16 protein-coding genes and 1 tRNA gene are annotated in these 13,384 nt (G+C 63.6%); 10 read left to right on the top strand and 7 right to left on the bottom strand.

Features of this window, described 5'->3' with window-relative positions; all coding sequences use genetic code 11:
- Positions 1–6: 6 nt before the first annotated feature.
- The 4 genes from ACWGS8_RS11445 to ACWGS8_RS11430 all read left to right on the top strand — a co-directional run bounded on the left by ACWGS8_RS11445 (position 7) and on the right by ACWGS8_RS11430 (position 2,309).
- Positions 7–264, top strand: coding sequence for a hypothetical protein (locus ACWGS8_RS11445; RefSeq protein ID WP_454581023.1), 258 nt, complete (start codon positions 7–9; stop codon positions 262–264).
- Positions 236–664 carry a DUF1801 domain-containing protein gene (locus ACWGS8_RS11440; RefSeq protein ID WP_454581022.1) on the top strand — a complete coding sequence of 143 codons (429 nt, stop codon included), beginning with the start codon at positions 236–238 and terminating at the stop codon, positions 662–664. The genes ACWGS8_RS11445 and ACWGS8_RS11440 overlap by 29 nt, the downstream gene beginning before the upstream one ends.
- A 34-nt stretch (positions 665–698) precedes the next feature.
- Positions 699–1,091, top strand: a complete 393-nt coding sequence (locus ACWGS8_RS11435; protein ID WP_454581021.1) for a DUF1801 domain-containing protein — start codon at positions 699–701, stop codon at positions 1,089–1,091.
- 129 nt (positions 1,092–1,220) lie between these two features.
- A complete protein-coding gene (locus tag ACWGS8_RS11430) occupies positions 1,221–2,309 on the top strand; it encodes an acyltransferase family protein (protein WP_454581020.1) in 1,089 nt (362 codons plus the stop codon).
- A gap of 14 nt (positions 2,310–2,323) precedes the next feature.
- Here ACWGS8_RS11430 and ACWGS8_RS11425 read toward each other — a convergent pair whose 3' ends face one another.
- From ACWGS8_RS11425 to ACWGS8_RS11405, 5 genes are all read right to left on the bottom strand, one after another.
- Entirely contained in the window at positions 2,324–4,330 is a 2,007-nt protein-coding gene (locus ACWGS8_RS11425) for a glycoside hydrolase family 127 protein (protein ID WP_454581019.1), read from the bottom strand.
- Positions 4,331–4,382: 52 nt separating this feature from the next.
- Complete coding sequence (locus tag ACWGS8_RS11420) at positions 4,383–5,240, bottom strand: carbohydrate ABC transporter permease (protein ID WP_454581018.1); 858 nt, start codon at positions 5,238–5,240, stop codon at positions 4,383–4,385.
- Positions 5,240–6,169: a carbohydrate ABC transporter permease gene (locus tag ACWGS8_RS11415; protein ID WP_454581017.1), complete on the bottom strand. Its 930-nt coding sequence runs from the start codon at positions 6,167–6,169 to the stop codon at positions 5,240–5,242. The genes ACWGS8_RS11420 and ACWGS8_RS11415 overlap by 1 nt, the downstream gene beginning before the upstream one ends.
- 117 nt (positions 6,170–6,286) lie before the next feature.
- Positions 6,287–7,534, bottom strand: a complete 1,248-nt coding sequence (locus tag ACWGS8_RS11410; protein WP_454581016.1) for an ABC transporter substrate-binding protein — start codon at positions 7,532–7,534, stop codon at positions 6,287–6,289.
- Between the two features lie 62 nt (positions 7,535–7,596).
- The gene (locus ACWGS8_RS11405) at positions 7,597–8,640 is read right to left on the bottom strand and encodes a LacI family DNA-binding transcriptional regulator (protein ID WP_454581015.1); all 1,044 of its coding nucleotides are present in this window, start codon (positions 8,638–8,640) and stop codon (positions 7,597–7,599) included.
- Between the two features lie 552 nt (positions 8,641–9,192).
- Between ACWGS8_RS11405 and ACWGS8_RS11400 the strand changes: the two genes are divergently transcribed.
- Positions 9,193–9,268 (top strand) — tRNA-Cys (locus ACWGS8_RS11400).
- A 125-nt stretch (positions 9,269–9,393) separates the two neighbouring features.
- The gene (locus tag ACWGS8_RS11395) at positions 9,394–9,618 is read left to right on the top strand and encodes a DUF6500 family protein (RefSeq protein WP_454581014.1); all 225 of its coding nucleotides are present in this window, start codon (positions 9,394–9,396) and stop codon (positions 9,616–9,618) included.
- Here ACWGS8_RS11395 and ACWGS8_RS11390 read toward each other — a convergent pair whose 3' ends face one another.
- Both ACWGS8_RS11390 and ACWGS8_RS11385 read right to left on the bottom strand, forming a co-directional pair.
- Positions 9,619–9,885: a DUF1488 domain-containing protein gene (locus ACWGS8_RS11390; protein WP_454581013.1), complete on the bottom strand. Its 267-nt coding sequence runs from the start codon at positions 9,883–9,885 to the stop codon at positions 9,619–9,621.
- Positions 9,882–10,136 carry a hypothetical protein gene (locus ACWGS8_RS11385; RefSeq protein ID WP_454581012.1) on the bottom strand — a complete coding sequence of 85 codons (255 nt, stop codon included), beginning with the start codon at positions 10,134–10,136 and terminating at the stop codon, positions 9,882–9,884. Before ACWGS8_RS11385 ends, ACWGS8_RS11390 begins: the two co-directional genes overlap by 4 nt.
- A 245-nt stretch (positions 10,137–10,381) precedes the next feature.
- Here ACWGS8_RS11385 and ACWGS8_RS11380 point away from each other — a divergent pair, with 245 nt between their 5' ends.
- From ACWGS8_RS11380 to ACWGS8_RS11365, 4 genes are all read left to right on the top strand, one after another.
- A complete protein-coding gene (locus ACWGS8_RS11380; RefSeq protein WP_454581011.1) occupies positions 10,382–10,720 on the top strand; it encodes a co-chaperone GroES in 339 nt (112 codons plus the stop codon).
- 60 nt (positions 10,721–10,780) lie between these two features.
- On the top strand, positions 10,781–12,409 hold the full coding sequence (gene groL / locus ACWGS8_RS11375; protein WP_454581010.1) for a chaperonin GroEL: 1,629 nt from the start codon (positions 10,781–10,783) through the stop codon (positions 12,407–12,409).
- Between the two features lie 138 nt (positions 12,410–12,547).
- Entirely contained in the window at positions 12,548–12,706 is a 159-nt protein-coding gene (locus ACWGS8_RS11370) for a hypothetical protein (protein WP_454581009.1), read from the top strand.
- Between the two features lie 287 nt (positions 12,707–12,993).
- Positions 12,994–13,302 carry a GYD domain-containing protein gene (locus ACWGS8_RS11365; RefSeq protein ID WP_454581271.1) on the top strand — a complete coding sequence of 103 codons (309 nt, stop codon included), beginning with the start codon at positions 12,994–12,996 and terminating at the stop codon, positions 13,300–13,302.
- The last annotated feature ends 82 nt before the right edge of the window (positions 13,303–13,384 follow it).

The raw sequence follows: 13,384 nt of genomic DNA, 5'->3' as shown, positions 1-13,384 counted from the left end.
GTTATCTTGGACTGGAGCAAATGGATCAGGCAGGCGCATCGCTGGCTGTCGATCATCTTCACGGCGACCGTCGTCGCCAATTTCGTCACCATGGCGTTTGGACAACCGCCCGCCTGGGTGGTTTATTCGCCACTGCCGCCGCTCTTCCTCATGCTGTTCAGCGGCCTCTATATGTTCGTGCTGCCCTATGTCGCGAAAGGACGCAGCACACAGCGGGTCAACGGGAGGAAAGCGCATGGCCAAGTCGACCCCAGCCAAGGCTGAGCCGAAGCTGCTTTCCGGCGGCAATCCGCGGATCGCCAAGGGTTATGGCGATGCTTCCGTCCAGGCCTATATCGCGGCCATGCCGGGCTGGAAGCGAGAGATGGGCGGGCGGCTCGACGCGCTCATCGAGCGCGCCGTGCCTGGCGTTCACAAGGCGGTCAAATGGAATTCGCCGCTCTATGGTATCGAAGGCGAGGGCTGGTTCCTTGGCCTCCATTGCTTCACCAAATACATCAAGGTGGCTTTCTTTCGCGGCATGTCGCTGAAGCCGGCGCCGCCGGGCGAATCCAGGAGCCAGGACACGCGCTACCTCGACATTCATGAGGACGACGCGTTCGACGAGGCGCAATTCAGCGCCTGGGTGAAGCAGGCCAGCCAATTGCCTGGCGAGCGCATGTGAGCGCGCTATTGTTCATGGTTTGAGGAGAAACAGCATGACCGCATCGCAGGAGAGCAAATCCCCCTCCGAACTGATCGACGGCAGGATAAAGGAACTCGGCGACTGGCGCGGCGACATGCTGGGGCGGCTGCGCGCGCTCATCCATCAGGCCGATCCCGATGTGGTCGAGACCTGGAAATGGCGCGGCGTTCCGGTGTGGGAGCATGACGGCATGATCTGCACCGGCGAGACCTACAAGAGCGTCGTTAAGCTGACCTTCGCCAAGGGCGCGGCGCTGCCCGACCCCGCGCGCCTGTTCAACTCCAGCCTCGAAGGCAATACGCGGCGGGCCATCGATTTCCAGAAGGGTGAGGAGGTCGACGAAGAGGCGCTGAAGGCGCTGGTGCGGGCTGCCGTGGCGCTGAACAAGTCGAAGGCCAAACGCTAGGCGCCGCCATACTGCCACCCCAAGACCATCCATGTTTACGATCTGGGAAGCTTGACGGTGCTAGATGCGCCGGGATGACAGCTGGCCGCCTCGGCCGGCCCCGGATGGATTTGCCCGGATGGACTCGCCATGAACAGCCCGATGCGCATGCCGTGGGTGGACACGGCCAAAGGCCTCTCGATCATCCTCGTGGTGATGATGTACGCGGCGTACAACACCGGCGAGTACACGGGCGGCGTCGGCTTCCTGCACTATGTCATCGGCTTCGCGACGCCGTTCCGCATGCCGGAATTCTTCCTGATCTCCGGCCTGTTCCTGTCGCAGGTGATCGACCGGCCGTGGCGGCGCTATGTCGACCGGCGCGTCGTGCACTATCTCTATTTCTACGTGCTGTGGGCGATCATCTCGATCGGGCTCAAGATCGGCATCTTCAGCCGCGATCCCGGCGGCATGCTGCACGATCTGGCAATGGCCGTCGTCCAGCCCTATGGCGTGCTGTGGTTCATCTACATGCTGGCGGTGTTCGGCCTTGTCGCCAAGCTGTTGCGGCAGTTCCGCGTTCCCGCCTGGATCGTCATCCCGTGTGCAGCTGCGCTGCAGATGTGGGCGCCGCGTCCGGACAGCTATGCGGTCGAACAGTTCGCGGCCTATTTCGTGTTCTTCTATGTCGGCTTCGTCATGGCGCCGCTGGTGTTCCGCCTCGTCGAATGGACGCAGCCCCGACCGATGCTGGCCGTCGCCGGCTTGGCTTTATGGGCAGTTATCAACGGCCTGCTGGTCTATTCGCCGGGCTATGCCTTGCAACCGGTCAGCATGCAGATGGGGCTGGCGGCATGGCCGCCGCTGCATCTCACCTTGGCTGTGGCCGGCGCGGTGGCGCTCTGCGTGCTTGGCGGCTTGCTGTCGACATTCGCCTCGATGGAATGGCTGCGCTGGCTCGGCGAACATTCGCTGGTCGTCTATGTCGCCTTCACCATCCCGATGTCGCTGTTCCGCGGCGCCGCATTGGCAAGCGGCCTGCTGACCGATACCGGCCTGCTCAGCCTGGCGGTGCTGCTGGTCTCCATCATCAGCCCTGTCGTGCTCTACCTCGTCATCCAGCGCGTCGGCTTCGGCACGTTCCTGTTCGAACGGCCGGCCTGGGCGCATATCGACAACAGCGCGCCGCAAGCGGCACCGAGCGCGGCGCTGCCTGCTGTCCAATCAAGCCGGCCATAGGCGAGCATCCAGCCTCAGCCGTCCCGCAGCCATACCAGCATCTCGCCGGGCTCGCGATTGTCCCAGGCGTAATAGGGGATGGCGGTCAGGCGCGTCTCGACGCTGGCCGGCGGCTCACGCCGGTAGAGCCCGTCCTGCCAGCCGCCGCCGGCATCGGCCCGCGCCGTGGCTGAAAGCGTCACCACGCCGCCCAGCAGTTCGGGCGCCTCATGCGCCTCTATGCCTGCGGTACGGGGCAGGGTCAGGCGATGCAGCCGGCTGTCATTGTCGGATGCCTCGACGCAGTAGATCAGCGGCCCGCGCGACAGCGCGACGCGGCCAGCATCCTGCCTGACCTCTGGATTGGCGTAGAGCCGCTCGATCGGCATTTCGAGGTCGAGCCGGACGCGGTCGCCCTTTTTCCAGCTGCGCCGGATCGCAGCGTAGCCGTCGCTGGTCATGTCCTCGAGATCGACCGCCTCGCCATTGATCTCCAGCGTGGCGCTGCTGCTCCATGCCGGGATGCGCAGATGCAGCGTGAACTCCACCGGCGTTTGCGGATCGACGGTGATAGCGACGGCGCCGTCCCAGGGATAGCGGCTTGCCTGGGTCAGGCTCACCGGCGTGCCCGCAATGTCGAAGCGGGCGGTGGAGTCGCCGTAGAGGTGCACGGCCAGCGCATCATCCGCCAGGCTGTAGAAATAGCTGCCGATCGAGGCGACCATGCGGCCGACATTGGGCGGGCAGCAGGGGCAGCGGTGCCATTTCCACCTGTTGTGCCGGCCCCGGCTTTCCAGCGGGTTCTCGTAGAAGAACAGCGAGCCGTCGAGCGACAGGCCGGAGATCGAGCCATTGTAGAGCGCGCGCTCCATCATGTCGGCGTAGCGGGCGTTCGGCCCCATGCCGAGCATGCGGCTCGCCCAGAACACCAGGCCGACGGCGGCGCAGGTCTCGGCATAGGCGCTCTCATTGGGCAGGTCGTAGTCGCTGGTGAAGCCTTCATTGTGCGCCGACGGCCCAAGCCCGCCGGTGATGTAGAGGTTCTTCGTGGTGAGGTCGTCCCACAGCCGGTCGAGGGCGACGCGCAGCGTGCCGTCGCCATATTCGGTGGCGATGTCGGCCATGCCCGAATAGAGATACATCGCCCGCACCGCATGGCCGACGACCTTATCCTGCTCGCGCACCGGCTTGTGCGATTGGCTGTATTCATAGGTCTTGAAATGATAGGCCTTGGGATCGGCGCCACGGGCGCGCGCTTCCTCGTCGAAATAATGCGGCTGTTGGCCACGCTGATCGATGAAGTACTTCGCCAGATCCATGTATTTCTGCTCGCCGGTCACCCGCGCCAGCTTGACCAGCGCCAGCTCGATCTCCTCATGGCCGCAATAGCCCTTCTTCTTGCCCGGTTCCGGCCCCAGCACCGAGGCGATGTGGTCGGCGTAGCGGCACACAATGTCGAGCAGCTTGCGCTTGCCCGTCGCCTGGTAATAGGCGACCGCGCCCTCGATCAGGTGGCCGGCGCAATAGAGCTCGTGGCAGTCGCGCAGGTTCGTCCAGCGCTTGCCGGGCTGGATGCGCTGATACCAGCTGGAGAGATAGCCGTCATCCTGCTGCAACTTGCCATACATGTCGATGACGGCGTCGATCTTCTTCTCCAGTTCCGGGTTCTTGCGCCGGTAAAGTGAATAGGCCGCGGTCTCGATCGTCTTGCCGAGATCGGAATCCCAGAACATCTGCGTTGTCACCGTCGAGCCGGTGAATTCGGCGCCCTGGCGATCCGCTTCATCGGGCGAGGGCGAGTGAAAGGGAATGACGATACCGGGCGAGGGCCGGTCCGGGTCGATCTGTTCCAGCATGCGCGCCTCCACGCAGCGTTCGTAGAGGATATCGGCGGTGCGGGTCGCCACCGCGTCGGCGCGGTCGCCCCAGAAGCCGTGCACATCGACCTGCGGCACCGGCAGCGGCCGGAAGGCGAGTTTCGGCTTCCCCGTCTTTTCCAACCTTTTTGGCGTGGCGTGGCGGGGGGATGGCGATGCGGTCATGAACTCACTCCATTGTTCTGTCGATTGGTCGACGGCCTCGGCCGTCGGGCGATTACTTGACGGCCCCGGCCATCAGGCCGCGGATGTAGAAGCGCTGCAAAGCGAGGAACAGGATCAGGCACGGCACCATCATCACCGTGACGCCCGCCTGCACGGCGCCCCAGTCAATGGCGCCGAAGCGGCCCGACTGCAGTGCCGTCATCATCACCGGCAGCGTGAATTTGGACTGGTCGGTCATCAGCACCAGCGCGGCGAGGAATTCGTTCCAGGCGCCGAGAAAGGCGAACAGCGCGATGGTGACGACACCAGGCCAGACCAGCGGCAGCATCACCTTCAAAAGCATGGTGGCGTTGCCGGCGCCGTCCATGCGCGCGGCCTCCTCGATCTCGCGCGGCACGGCGTCGAAGGCGTTGCGCATCATGAAGATCGAGAACGGCAATTGCAGCGTCACATAGACGCCGACCAGGCCGGTCAGCGTGTTGTGCAGGCCAAGCCTGGTCAGCACCAGGAAGATCGGCGTCAGGATCGACTGGAACGGGATCATGATCGTCGACAGGATGAGGACGAAGAACAGGTCCTTGAAGGGAAAGCGGAACCGCGAAAAGCCGTAGCCGGCCAACACGCTGACGATGACCGACAGCAGGACGGTCATCGCCGACACATAGATACTGTTTTGCGCCGCAACCCAGAGCCCGTCGCCGAAGGAGTTGAGCGTGGCATAGTTTTCCAGAGAGACGCCTGTGGTCGGCCAGGGCGGCAACGGCGGCAGGCGCGCTTCGGCCGCCGGCTTGAAGGCCGACAGCGCCGTCCACACGATCGGCGCCAGGAACAGCAGCGAGGCAATGATGCCGGTGGAATGCCTGGCCAGGCGCGCGGCGAGCTTGCCCCTGGCTGAAATCGCCTGCGCCATCAGTCGAGCCCCTCGGGCTTGCGCAGCAGCCAGAGCTGGATGAGGCTGAGCGCCACCAGGATGACCAGCAGTACCATCGAGAGTGCTGCGCCATAGCCGAGCTTGAACGACACGAAGGACTGGTTGAAGATCCAGTAGACCGCCGTCAGCGTCTGGTTGCGCGGGCCGCCACGCAGGATGATGTAGAACTGGTCGAAGGCGAGGATGGAGCCGGCGACCGACAGGATCAGCGCCAGCGCCAGCGTGCGGCGCATCAGCGGCAAGGTGATCGCCCGGAAGCGCGCGAACGGCCCGGCGCCGTCGATCACCGCGGCCTCCTGCAGATCCTGCGGGATCGATTGCAGGCCCGTCATCAGGATGATCATGGTGAAGCCGGCAACCTTCCACACCACCATGGCGATGATCGACCAGAAGGCCGGCTGGAAGGTGGCGAGCAGGTTGAACTTCCTGTCGATCAGGCCGAGGTCGTAGGCGGCCGGGCTGAACAGGCCGGAATCGACATTGAGCAGCCATGACCAAAGCAGGCTCGCCGAAGCGAAACCAACCACCGCCGGCATGAAGAAGAAGGTGCGGTAGAGGTTGGTCAGCGGCCGCGGCTTTTCGATGAAGATCGCCAGGGGAAAGGCGACGGCAAAGATCGCGATGGTGACGACCACCGTGTAGTAGCCGGTGAATTTGAGCGCATTCCAGAACCTGGTGTCGCGCAGGATCGCCCAGTAATTTTCGAGGCCGATGAAGGCGTGCTCGCCCATCAGCGGCCAGTTGTGCAGCGACATCCACGCCGTCATGCCGAGCGGGATGACGAAGAACACCATGACCAGCGCCACCGCCGGCGCGACATAGATGAGGCCGATCCATTGCCGCCGCCCGGCGCCGACGAGTTTTCGGGCGCGGGGCGGGGCGGTGGTTGTGGCTGTGATGGTGGTCATGCCTTGCCTGTTCTTGCGTCGGATCCAGTTGGCCGCCCTACCTCCCCCTTGTGGGGAGGGTAAGGTGTACGCCGGCCACCCGCCCAGGGAGAGAGGCGGGCGGCCGGCAGGTCGCCGCTACTTCTGCGGCGCCTGGTCGATGATCGACTGCATGGTCTCCTGCGCATTGGCGATGGCGCCATCGACATCGTCGCCGAAGAAGACCTCGTTGATCATCTGCGTCCACGGGCCGTTGGCCGAGTTGATCAGGTCGTTGAACACCACCGAATAGGGCGTCTTGCCCTTGGCCATGGCCTCGGCGGCGACCTGGTAGCGCGGGTCGAGATCCTTCAGCGCGTCCTTGGCGATGTCGCCGCGCACCGGCAGGCTGCCATATTTGGCGAGGATGGTCTGGCCTTCCAGCGAATAGGCGAAATCCAGGAACTCCTTCACCACCGCAAGCTTCTTGGTGCCCTTGGTGACGACGAAATTGTCGCCGCCGGCAAAGGACGACCAGCCGCCATCCTTGCCCGGCAGGAAGGTGATGCCATAGTCGACATTGGGATACTGGGTGTTGAGCGCGCCGATGGCGAAGGCGCCGGAGGGCGAGATGCCGATATTGCCGGCGGCAAAGGCGGCGAAGAAATTGGCGCCGGTATCGGTCTGCGCGCCTGCCGGCACCAGGTCCTTCTTGACCATCGAGCGGTAGAGATCGATGGCGCCGCGCAATTGCGGGCTGTCCAGTGTCGCCTTGGAGCCGTCTTCACTGAGGATATCGCCGCCCGAGGCCCAGATCAGCGGTGTGAAGGTGAAGATGTTGCAGCCGCCGCAATTGCCGGAGAAGTAGAAGCCCTTGATGTTGCCGCCAAGCGCGTTGACCTTCTCCGCATCGGCGGCGATCTCGGCCCAGTTGGCGGGGCCTTTTTCAGGGTCGAGGCCGGCCTGCTTGAACAGCTTCTTGTTCCAGATCAGCACCGAGGCGTCGGCCGAGAAGGGCAGGCCGTAAATGTGGTCCTTGTAGGTGCCGGTCTTGACATGCGCCGGCGACAGGCTGGCGAAATAGGGCAGGGACTTGGCCCAGTCGGTGATGTCCTCCAGCTGGCCGGCGGCGGCGAAGGAGGGCGTGTAGATCAGGTCGAGCGACAGCGCGTCGGGCGCCGTGCCGCCGGCTGCGGCCGCGCCATATTTCGGGATGATCTCGGCATTGGGGATGATGTCGAGCTTGATCTGGTCCTTGTGCGCCTTGTTGTAGGCGTCGACGATGCGCGGCATGAAGTTCGAGCCGTCGGCGCGCACCCAGATGTTGGCGGTGTCGGCGGCGGCAGTGCCGAGCCCGCCGCCCAGTACGGCAGCGGCCAGCGCCAGTTTGGCAATCACGTTCCTCATCTTCTCCTCCTCCAGGGTTGGCCGCTATCCGCGGCTTGGCGCCGATCACGCGGCGCGTCGTTTCAGCCATCCAGCGGATGGCCGCAGGAACGCCGCACCACCAGCCGGCACGGCAGTTTTCGAATGCCCGGCGCGGCGGGCTGACCGCCGACCAGGGAAAGCAGGGTCAGCCCGGCCTCGCGCCCGAGCGCGACCAGGTTCATGTCGACCGAGGTCAGCGGCGGGCGCGTGGCTTCGGCGACGATCTCCCAATTGTCGAAACCGATGACGCCGACATCGCCGGGAACGTCGAGGCCGCGCTCGCGCAGGGCATCGATGACGCCGCGCGCGATCTGGTCGTTGCCGCAAAAGACGGCGTCGGGGCGTTGGCTTTTGCCGTCGAACAATTGCGCCACCGCTTCATGTCCCCAGGCTTCCGACCAGGCGCCGAGCAGCGGCTCGGTGACCGGCAGGCCGTTTTCGGCGAGCACGTCGCGATAGGCCTGGGCGCGGGCATGCACCACGGCAAAGCTCGCCGGTCCGCTGACATGGGCGATGCGCCGGCGTCCGAGCCGGCAGAAATGTTCGACCGCCAGCCGCGCGCCGCCGGCATCGTCCGAGACGAAGGCGACGGCGTCTGGATCGGGCTGGGTGAAAGCATAGATCACCGGGATGCGCAGATTGGCGAGGTCGACGGGCAGATGGCGGTCGATGCGCTTGCCGGTGGCGATGATGCCGTCGACGCGCTTGTCGAGCATGGCCTCGACATGCAGCTGGCCCAGCCGCGGATCCTCCTCGACATTGCACAGGAACACCGAGACGCCATTGTCGACCAGCGCGTCCGAAATGCCGGACATCAGCGGCAGCGAGAAGCGGCCATAAGTATCGTTGGTGAGCAAGCCGACGGTGAAGGAGCGGCGCCTGAGCAGGCTCTGCGCCAGGCTGTTGGGCCGGAAGCCCAGGCTGCGCGCCGTCTCGCGGATGCGCTTGCGCGTTTCGGCGGTCATCCGCCCCTGGTCGTTGAGTGCCTTCGAGGCAGTGGCAACGCTGACGCCGGCCCGCGCCGCCACGTCACGCAAGGTGACGGGCTTGGGGAAAACCGGAACAGGCTGATCGTCCGATGCCATCGAGAATCCTTAGTTGGGAAAAGGTTTTCTCTTACTGGCCAGAACAAGGCCCGGCCAATGGCCGAGCCTGATCGGAACTGTTGGAAAAACCTTTTCTCAAGTCAAGGCTAGGCCAGTTTGGAGCATCGTTCAAGGGGGAAAAGTGGTTTGGGGATCCGTCGGCCCGGAGGAGAAAGGCCTGAGGCGGCAAGGCCTGGGGCGCAACACGTACCGCATCTTCAAGGTCGAGGCCGGCGAAAGGCCGCAGCGCCGCGGCGTGAGGGCTGGACGCTTTCAGGAAAGCGGGAAAGGCCTTCTGGTCTGAATTTCTCGAAAACAACGAGTTAAGGCTGAGAGTTGGTGTTCTGCATCACCCGTCAGGCCGTGGCTTGCCCGCGCAGATCGGCGTTTCAGCCCCCATGGCACCGCTCGTTCCTTTTGGGTTTCGGTGGCGCAGTGCCTGCCGAACAGCGGTGCCAGCAACGACGCCAGGCGACATTTCGCGAAGTGCCGACAGAACAGCCGTCGGGCTTAACTTTTCCGCAAGCATTTCCCCGTTAGGTCGACTGCAATGGCCTCGTGGCGGAGCGGCTACGCTGGAGACTGCAAATCTCTGAAGCCTCGGTTCGATCCCGAGGCGAGGCCTCCAAAAAATCATACAGCCGAGACCCTGTGCCCGACCTCTTGTCGCAGCCGGGGTTTGCGCGGTTCCCTGGGCACGGCGGCCGCCGGCCCAGGGCCAAGACCCCGCAGCACCAAACCAAGAGGATTCCCGTGAGAGCGAGCCTGAGGCAAAAGATACTGGAGGTCTGCGACCGCAGGATTTCCGAGAAAGGACCTGCCGTCGGCCTGTCGTTCTACGCGTTTTTCGCCAATAGGAATGACGACCCCGAACTGCTGATGGAAGCAGCGGAATGGTGGATCAGGACGCACCGCCTCGACCATTTCGAAAAAGCCGCGAAGATACGGGCGATGATCGAGGACATGGACCTCGGCTGATCAGCCGAAGTCGTCTGCGGTCAGCACATACATGCTCTTGTGCGTGCGGTCGTAAGCCTTCGACGCCACGTCGCGGATGGCGCTGCTCTCGGTGTCGAATGTAGCGAGGTAGCCGGCCTCGTTGGCCGCGGTCGCCGGCTGCATCCTGGTCATGGCATCCGCGGCGACCGAGAAGGAAATCTGGAACATGCCGTCATGGCCGACGAAACGAATGCGCTTGCCGGCTTCGTCATAACTGCGGCTGCGGTTGGGGAAGGTCAGGCTCATGTTTTTGCCTCCGTAGCGGCGGCCTTCTTGGTCACCCGCTTCTTCTTCGGCGTCGGGTTCAGGGCTTCGGCGACGCGGTCTGCCTCTTCCTTGGCCAGCCGCAACTCCCTCAACCTTGCGGTCTTGATCTCCCTGGCCCGCGCCTCGGACATGTACTCGGCGGTTGCCTTGTTGCGCTCCGCCGTCTTCTTCTGCTTGTCGACGAAGCGGGCTTCAGCTTTTTCCATGATCGTCTGATTGCCGTCGGCCATCGCGTAAATCTCCTTGGTGCTGGAATCGTGAAAATGAACTTGTCCGATAAATAGGCATTCGACGGGCAAAATTCAATTTTTTGAATTATTTGACCGCCTTCCGATATCACGAAACGGCAAGCCGAAATAATACTTTTCAATATTCAATTGCCCCGCGAATAATTTTTGGCACTCCTATCCATCGAGTGCCAAAGCGCCTATAGGAAGGGCGCGGTCGCCAAAGCCGGCCCCAGAAAGTAGTTCTCATGAAGTTTCGGCCACTCCACGACCGCGTTGTCATCCGGCGCGCCGAAGGCGACACAAAATCCAAGGGCGGCATCATCATTCCAGACAATGCCAAGGAAAAGCCCGGGGAAGGTGAAGTCATCGCCGTCGGTCCCGGCGCACGCGACGAAAACGGCGCGCTCGTGCCGCTCGACGTCAGGGCCGGCGACCTGATCCTGTTCGGCAAATGGTCAGGCACCGAAGTCAAGATCGATGGCGAGGACCTGCTGATCATGAAGGAAGCCGACATTATGGGCGTTATCGAGAAGAGCGAGACTGGCGTCATCGAGAAGAGCGTCGAGGCCAAGAAGGCCGCCTGACTGGAGCGCTGCGCCTTCCGCGCGGGGTTCGTCCACTCCAAATTCGAAGGGGATAAAAATATGTCCGCCAAGGAAATCAAATTCGCCACCGACGCGCGCGACCGCATGCTGCGCGGCGTCGAGATCCTCACCAATGCCGTGAAGGTCACGCTCGGCCCCAAGGGCCGCAACGTTGTCATCGACAAGGCCTATGGCGCGCCGCGCATAACCAAGGACGGCGTGGCGGTGGCCAAGGAAATCGAGCTTGCCGACAAGTTCGAGAATATGGGCGCGCAGATGGTGCGCGAGGTGGCCTCGAAGACCAACGACCTTGCCGGCGACGGCACCACCACCGCGACCGTGCTGGCCGCCTCGATCCTGCGCGAGGGCGCCAAGCTGGTTGCCGCCGGCATGAACCCGATGGACCTCAAGCGCGGCATTGACCAGGCGGTCGCCGCCGTCGTCGTCGAGATCAAGGCCAAGGCAAAGAAGGTCAAGTCGTCGGCCGAGATCACGCAGGTCGGCACCATCGCCGCCAATGGCGACGCGACCGTCGGCGAGATGATCGCCAAGGCGATGGACAAGGTCGGCAATGACGGCGTCATCACCGTCGAGGAAGCCAAGACCGCCGAAACCGAACTCGATGTCGTCGAGGGCATGCAGTTCGACCGCGGCTACCTCTCGCCCTATTTCGTCACCAATGCCGACAAGATGCGTGCCGAGCTGGAAGAGCCGTATGTGCTCATCCACGAGAAGAAGCTCGGCAATCTGCAGGCGATGCTGCCGATCCTCGAAGCGGTGGTGCAGAGCGGCAGGCCGCTGCTGATCATTTCGGAAGACGTCGAGGGCGAGGCGCTCGCCACGCTGGTCGTCAACAAATTGCGCGGCGGCCTCCAGGTCGCGGCCGTCAAGGCCCCGGGCTTCGGCGATCGCCGCAAGGCGATGCTAGAAGACATTGCGGTGCTGACATCCGGCCAGATGATCTCCGAGGATCTCGGCATCAAGCTCGAAAACGTCACCATCGAAATGCTCGGCCGCGCCAAGCGCGTGCTGATCGAGAAGGACACCACCACGATCGTCGACGGCGCCGGCACCAAGGCGACCATCCAGGCGCGCGTTGCGCAGATCAAGGGCCAGATCGAGGAGACGACCTCCGACTATGACAAGGAGAAGCTGCAGGAGCGGCTGGCCAAGCTGTCGGGCGGCGTTGCCGTCATCCGCGTCGGCGGCGCCACCGAGTCGGAAGTCAAGGAAAAGAAGGACCGTATCGACGACGCGCTGAACGCGACGCGCGCGGCGGTCGAGGAAGGCATCGTGCCCGGCGGCGGCGTGGCCCTGCTGCGCGCCCGGTCGGCGTTATCGGGCCTCAACGGCGCCAATGCCGATGTCACCGCCGGCATTTCGATCGTGCTCAGGGCCCTCGAAGCGCCGATCCGCCAGATCGCAGAGAATTCCGGCGTCGAAGGCTCCATCGTCGTCGGCAAGCTCGCCGACAGCAAGGATCACAATCAGGGCTTTGACGCCCAGAACGAGACCTATGTCGACATGATCAAGGCCGGCATCGTCGACCCGGCGAAAGTGGTGCGCACCGCGCTGCAGGACGCCGGCTCGATCGCAGCACTTCTGATCACCGCCGAGGCGATGATCACGGATATACCGGCCAAGGATGCCGCGCCTGCCGCTGGCGCCGGCGGCATGGGCGGCTACTAAGGATTCAGCCGGCCTGGAGGGCGGTTCATAGGAGCCACCTTTCAGCCTGGGCTGACCATCCACGCCGGTTCTCGCAGCCGGACATTATCGCCGGGGGTCTCTCCCGGCGCGCAGGCCTCTAGCTCAGGAGACCGATCCATGATCGTGTTCGCGCAGAAGCCACAGACGGTCGTCACGACCGAAACCATCGAGGAAGGCCGCTTCGACCGCATTCGCAGGATTGCCGCCGACAAGCACAAGAAATCGGATTCCGACACGGCAACGCCACAAAAGGGCGAGCCCAAGCCCCCGATGTAGGGGTGCGCCGCGACGCTGCTGGCCGTTCAGCACCACATCGCGCGTCGACGGCGCGAGCTCGATTGCGTTGGCCGAGCGTGGTCCAGCCAGACACCTGCCTGCCGGCAGCATCGGCGTGTCCGGTATTGTCATTATATTAGCTTCAGCGCATATTTGGCCGGCAGCGGGCCCTTGGCCGCCACGCGTCCAAGGGCGCCTGCAATTGTTCCGAAAAAATAAATCACTCCGTGCCGCTCGAATTATGGAGCTGCACGAGACAATGACATTTGGAGGAAATACCCATGAAAGTGACAATCTTGGCAAACTATGCGCCTCACGCCGCCAAAGGGTTGATGCAAGGCTCGGACAGGCAGGCTGCGATCAAGGCGCTTTTTGAAAGCGTTGGCGGCAAGGTGAGCAGCGTGATGTTCACGCGCGGCATCTATGACGTCGTTGTCAATGGCGAGGTGCCGGACCAGTCAGCGGGGATTGGCATGTCCCTTGCGGTGCGAGCGAGCGGCTCGCTGACCGAGATGGTTGTACTGGAAGAGCTCGACATGAAGGCGGTGCTCGCGGCCGCCAAAAAGGCTGCCGGTGCGTACAAACCCGCCGGCTGATGGACTTGCCTTCTTGATCAAGGCAGCACGGTTTGATGCCGTGCTGCCGAGTGCCGGACAGGGCATCTTCTTGCGACTTTCC

The organism is Mesorhizobium sp. 43Arga (assembly GCF_053714255.1).
This window is presented reverse-complemented; position numbering and strand designations above follow the sequence as displayed.

Coding starts and splice junctions, on each gene's coding strand:
- ACWGS8_RS11425 (WP_454581019.1), bottom strand. CDS start 4,330: ATGACCGCATCGCCATCCCCCCGCCACGCCACGCCAAAAAGGTTGGAA.
- ACWGS8_RS11435 (WP_454581021.1), top strand. CDS start 699: ATGACCGCATCGCAGGAGAGCAAATCCCCCTCCGAACTGATCGACGGC.
- ACWGS8_RS11410 (WP_454581016.1), bottom strand. CDS start 7,534: ATGAGGAACGTGATTGCCAAACTGGCGCTGGCCGCTGCCGTACTGGGC.
- ACWGS8_RS11405 (WP_454581015.1), bottom strand. CDS start 8,640: ATGGCATCGGACGATCAGCCTGTTCCGGTTTTCCCCAAGCCCGTCACC.
- ACWGS8_RS11430 (WP_454581020.1), top strand. CDS start 1,221: ATGAACAGCCCGATGCGCATGCCGTGGGTGGACACGGCCAAAGGCCTC.
- ACWGS8_RS11440 (WP_454581022.1), top strand. CDS start 236: ATGGCCAAGTCGACCCCAGCCAAGGCTGAGCCGAAGCTGCTTTCCGGC.
- ACWGS8_RS11370 (WP_454581009.1), top strand. CDS start 12,548: ATGATCGTGTTCGCGCAGAAGCCACAGACGGTCGTCACGACCGAAACC.
- ACWGS8_RS11380 (WP_454581011.1), top strand. CDS start 10,382: ATGAAGTTTCGGCCACTCCACGACCGCGTTGTCATCCGGCGCGCCGAA.
- groL (WP_454581010.1), top strand. CDS start 10,781: ATGTCCGCCAAGGAAATCAAATTCGCCACCGACGCGCGCGACCGCATG.
- ACWGS8_RS11390 (WP_454581013.1), bottom strand. CDS start 9,885: ATGAGCCTGACCTTCCCCAACCGCAGCCGCAGTTATGACGAAGCCGGC.
- ACWGS8_RS11415 (WP_454581017.1), bottom strand. CDS start 6,169: ATGACCACCATCACAGCCACAACCACCGCCCCGCCCCGCGCCCGAAAA.
- ACWGS8_RS11385 (WP_454581012.1), bottom strand. CDS start 10,136: ATGGCCGACGGCAATCAGACGATCATGGAAAAAGCTGAAGCCCGCTTC.
- ACWGS8_RS11420 (WP_454581018.1), bottom strand. CDS start 5,240: ATGGCGCAGGCGATTTCAGCCAGGGGCAAGCTCGCCGCGCGCCTGGCC.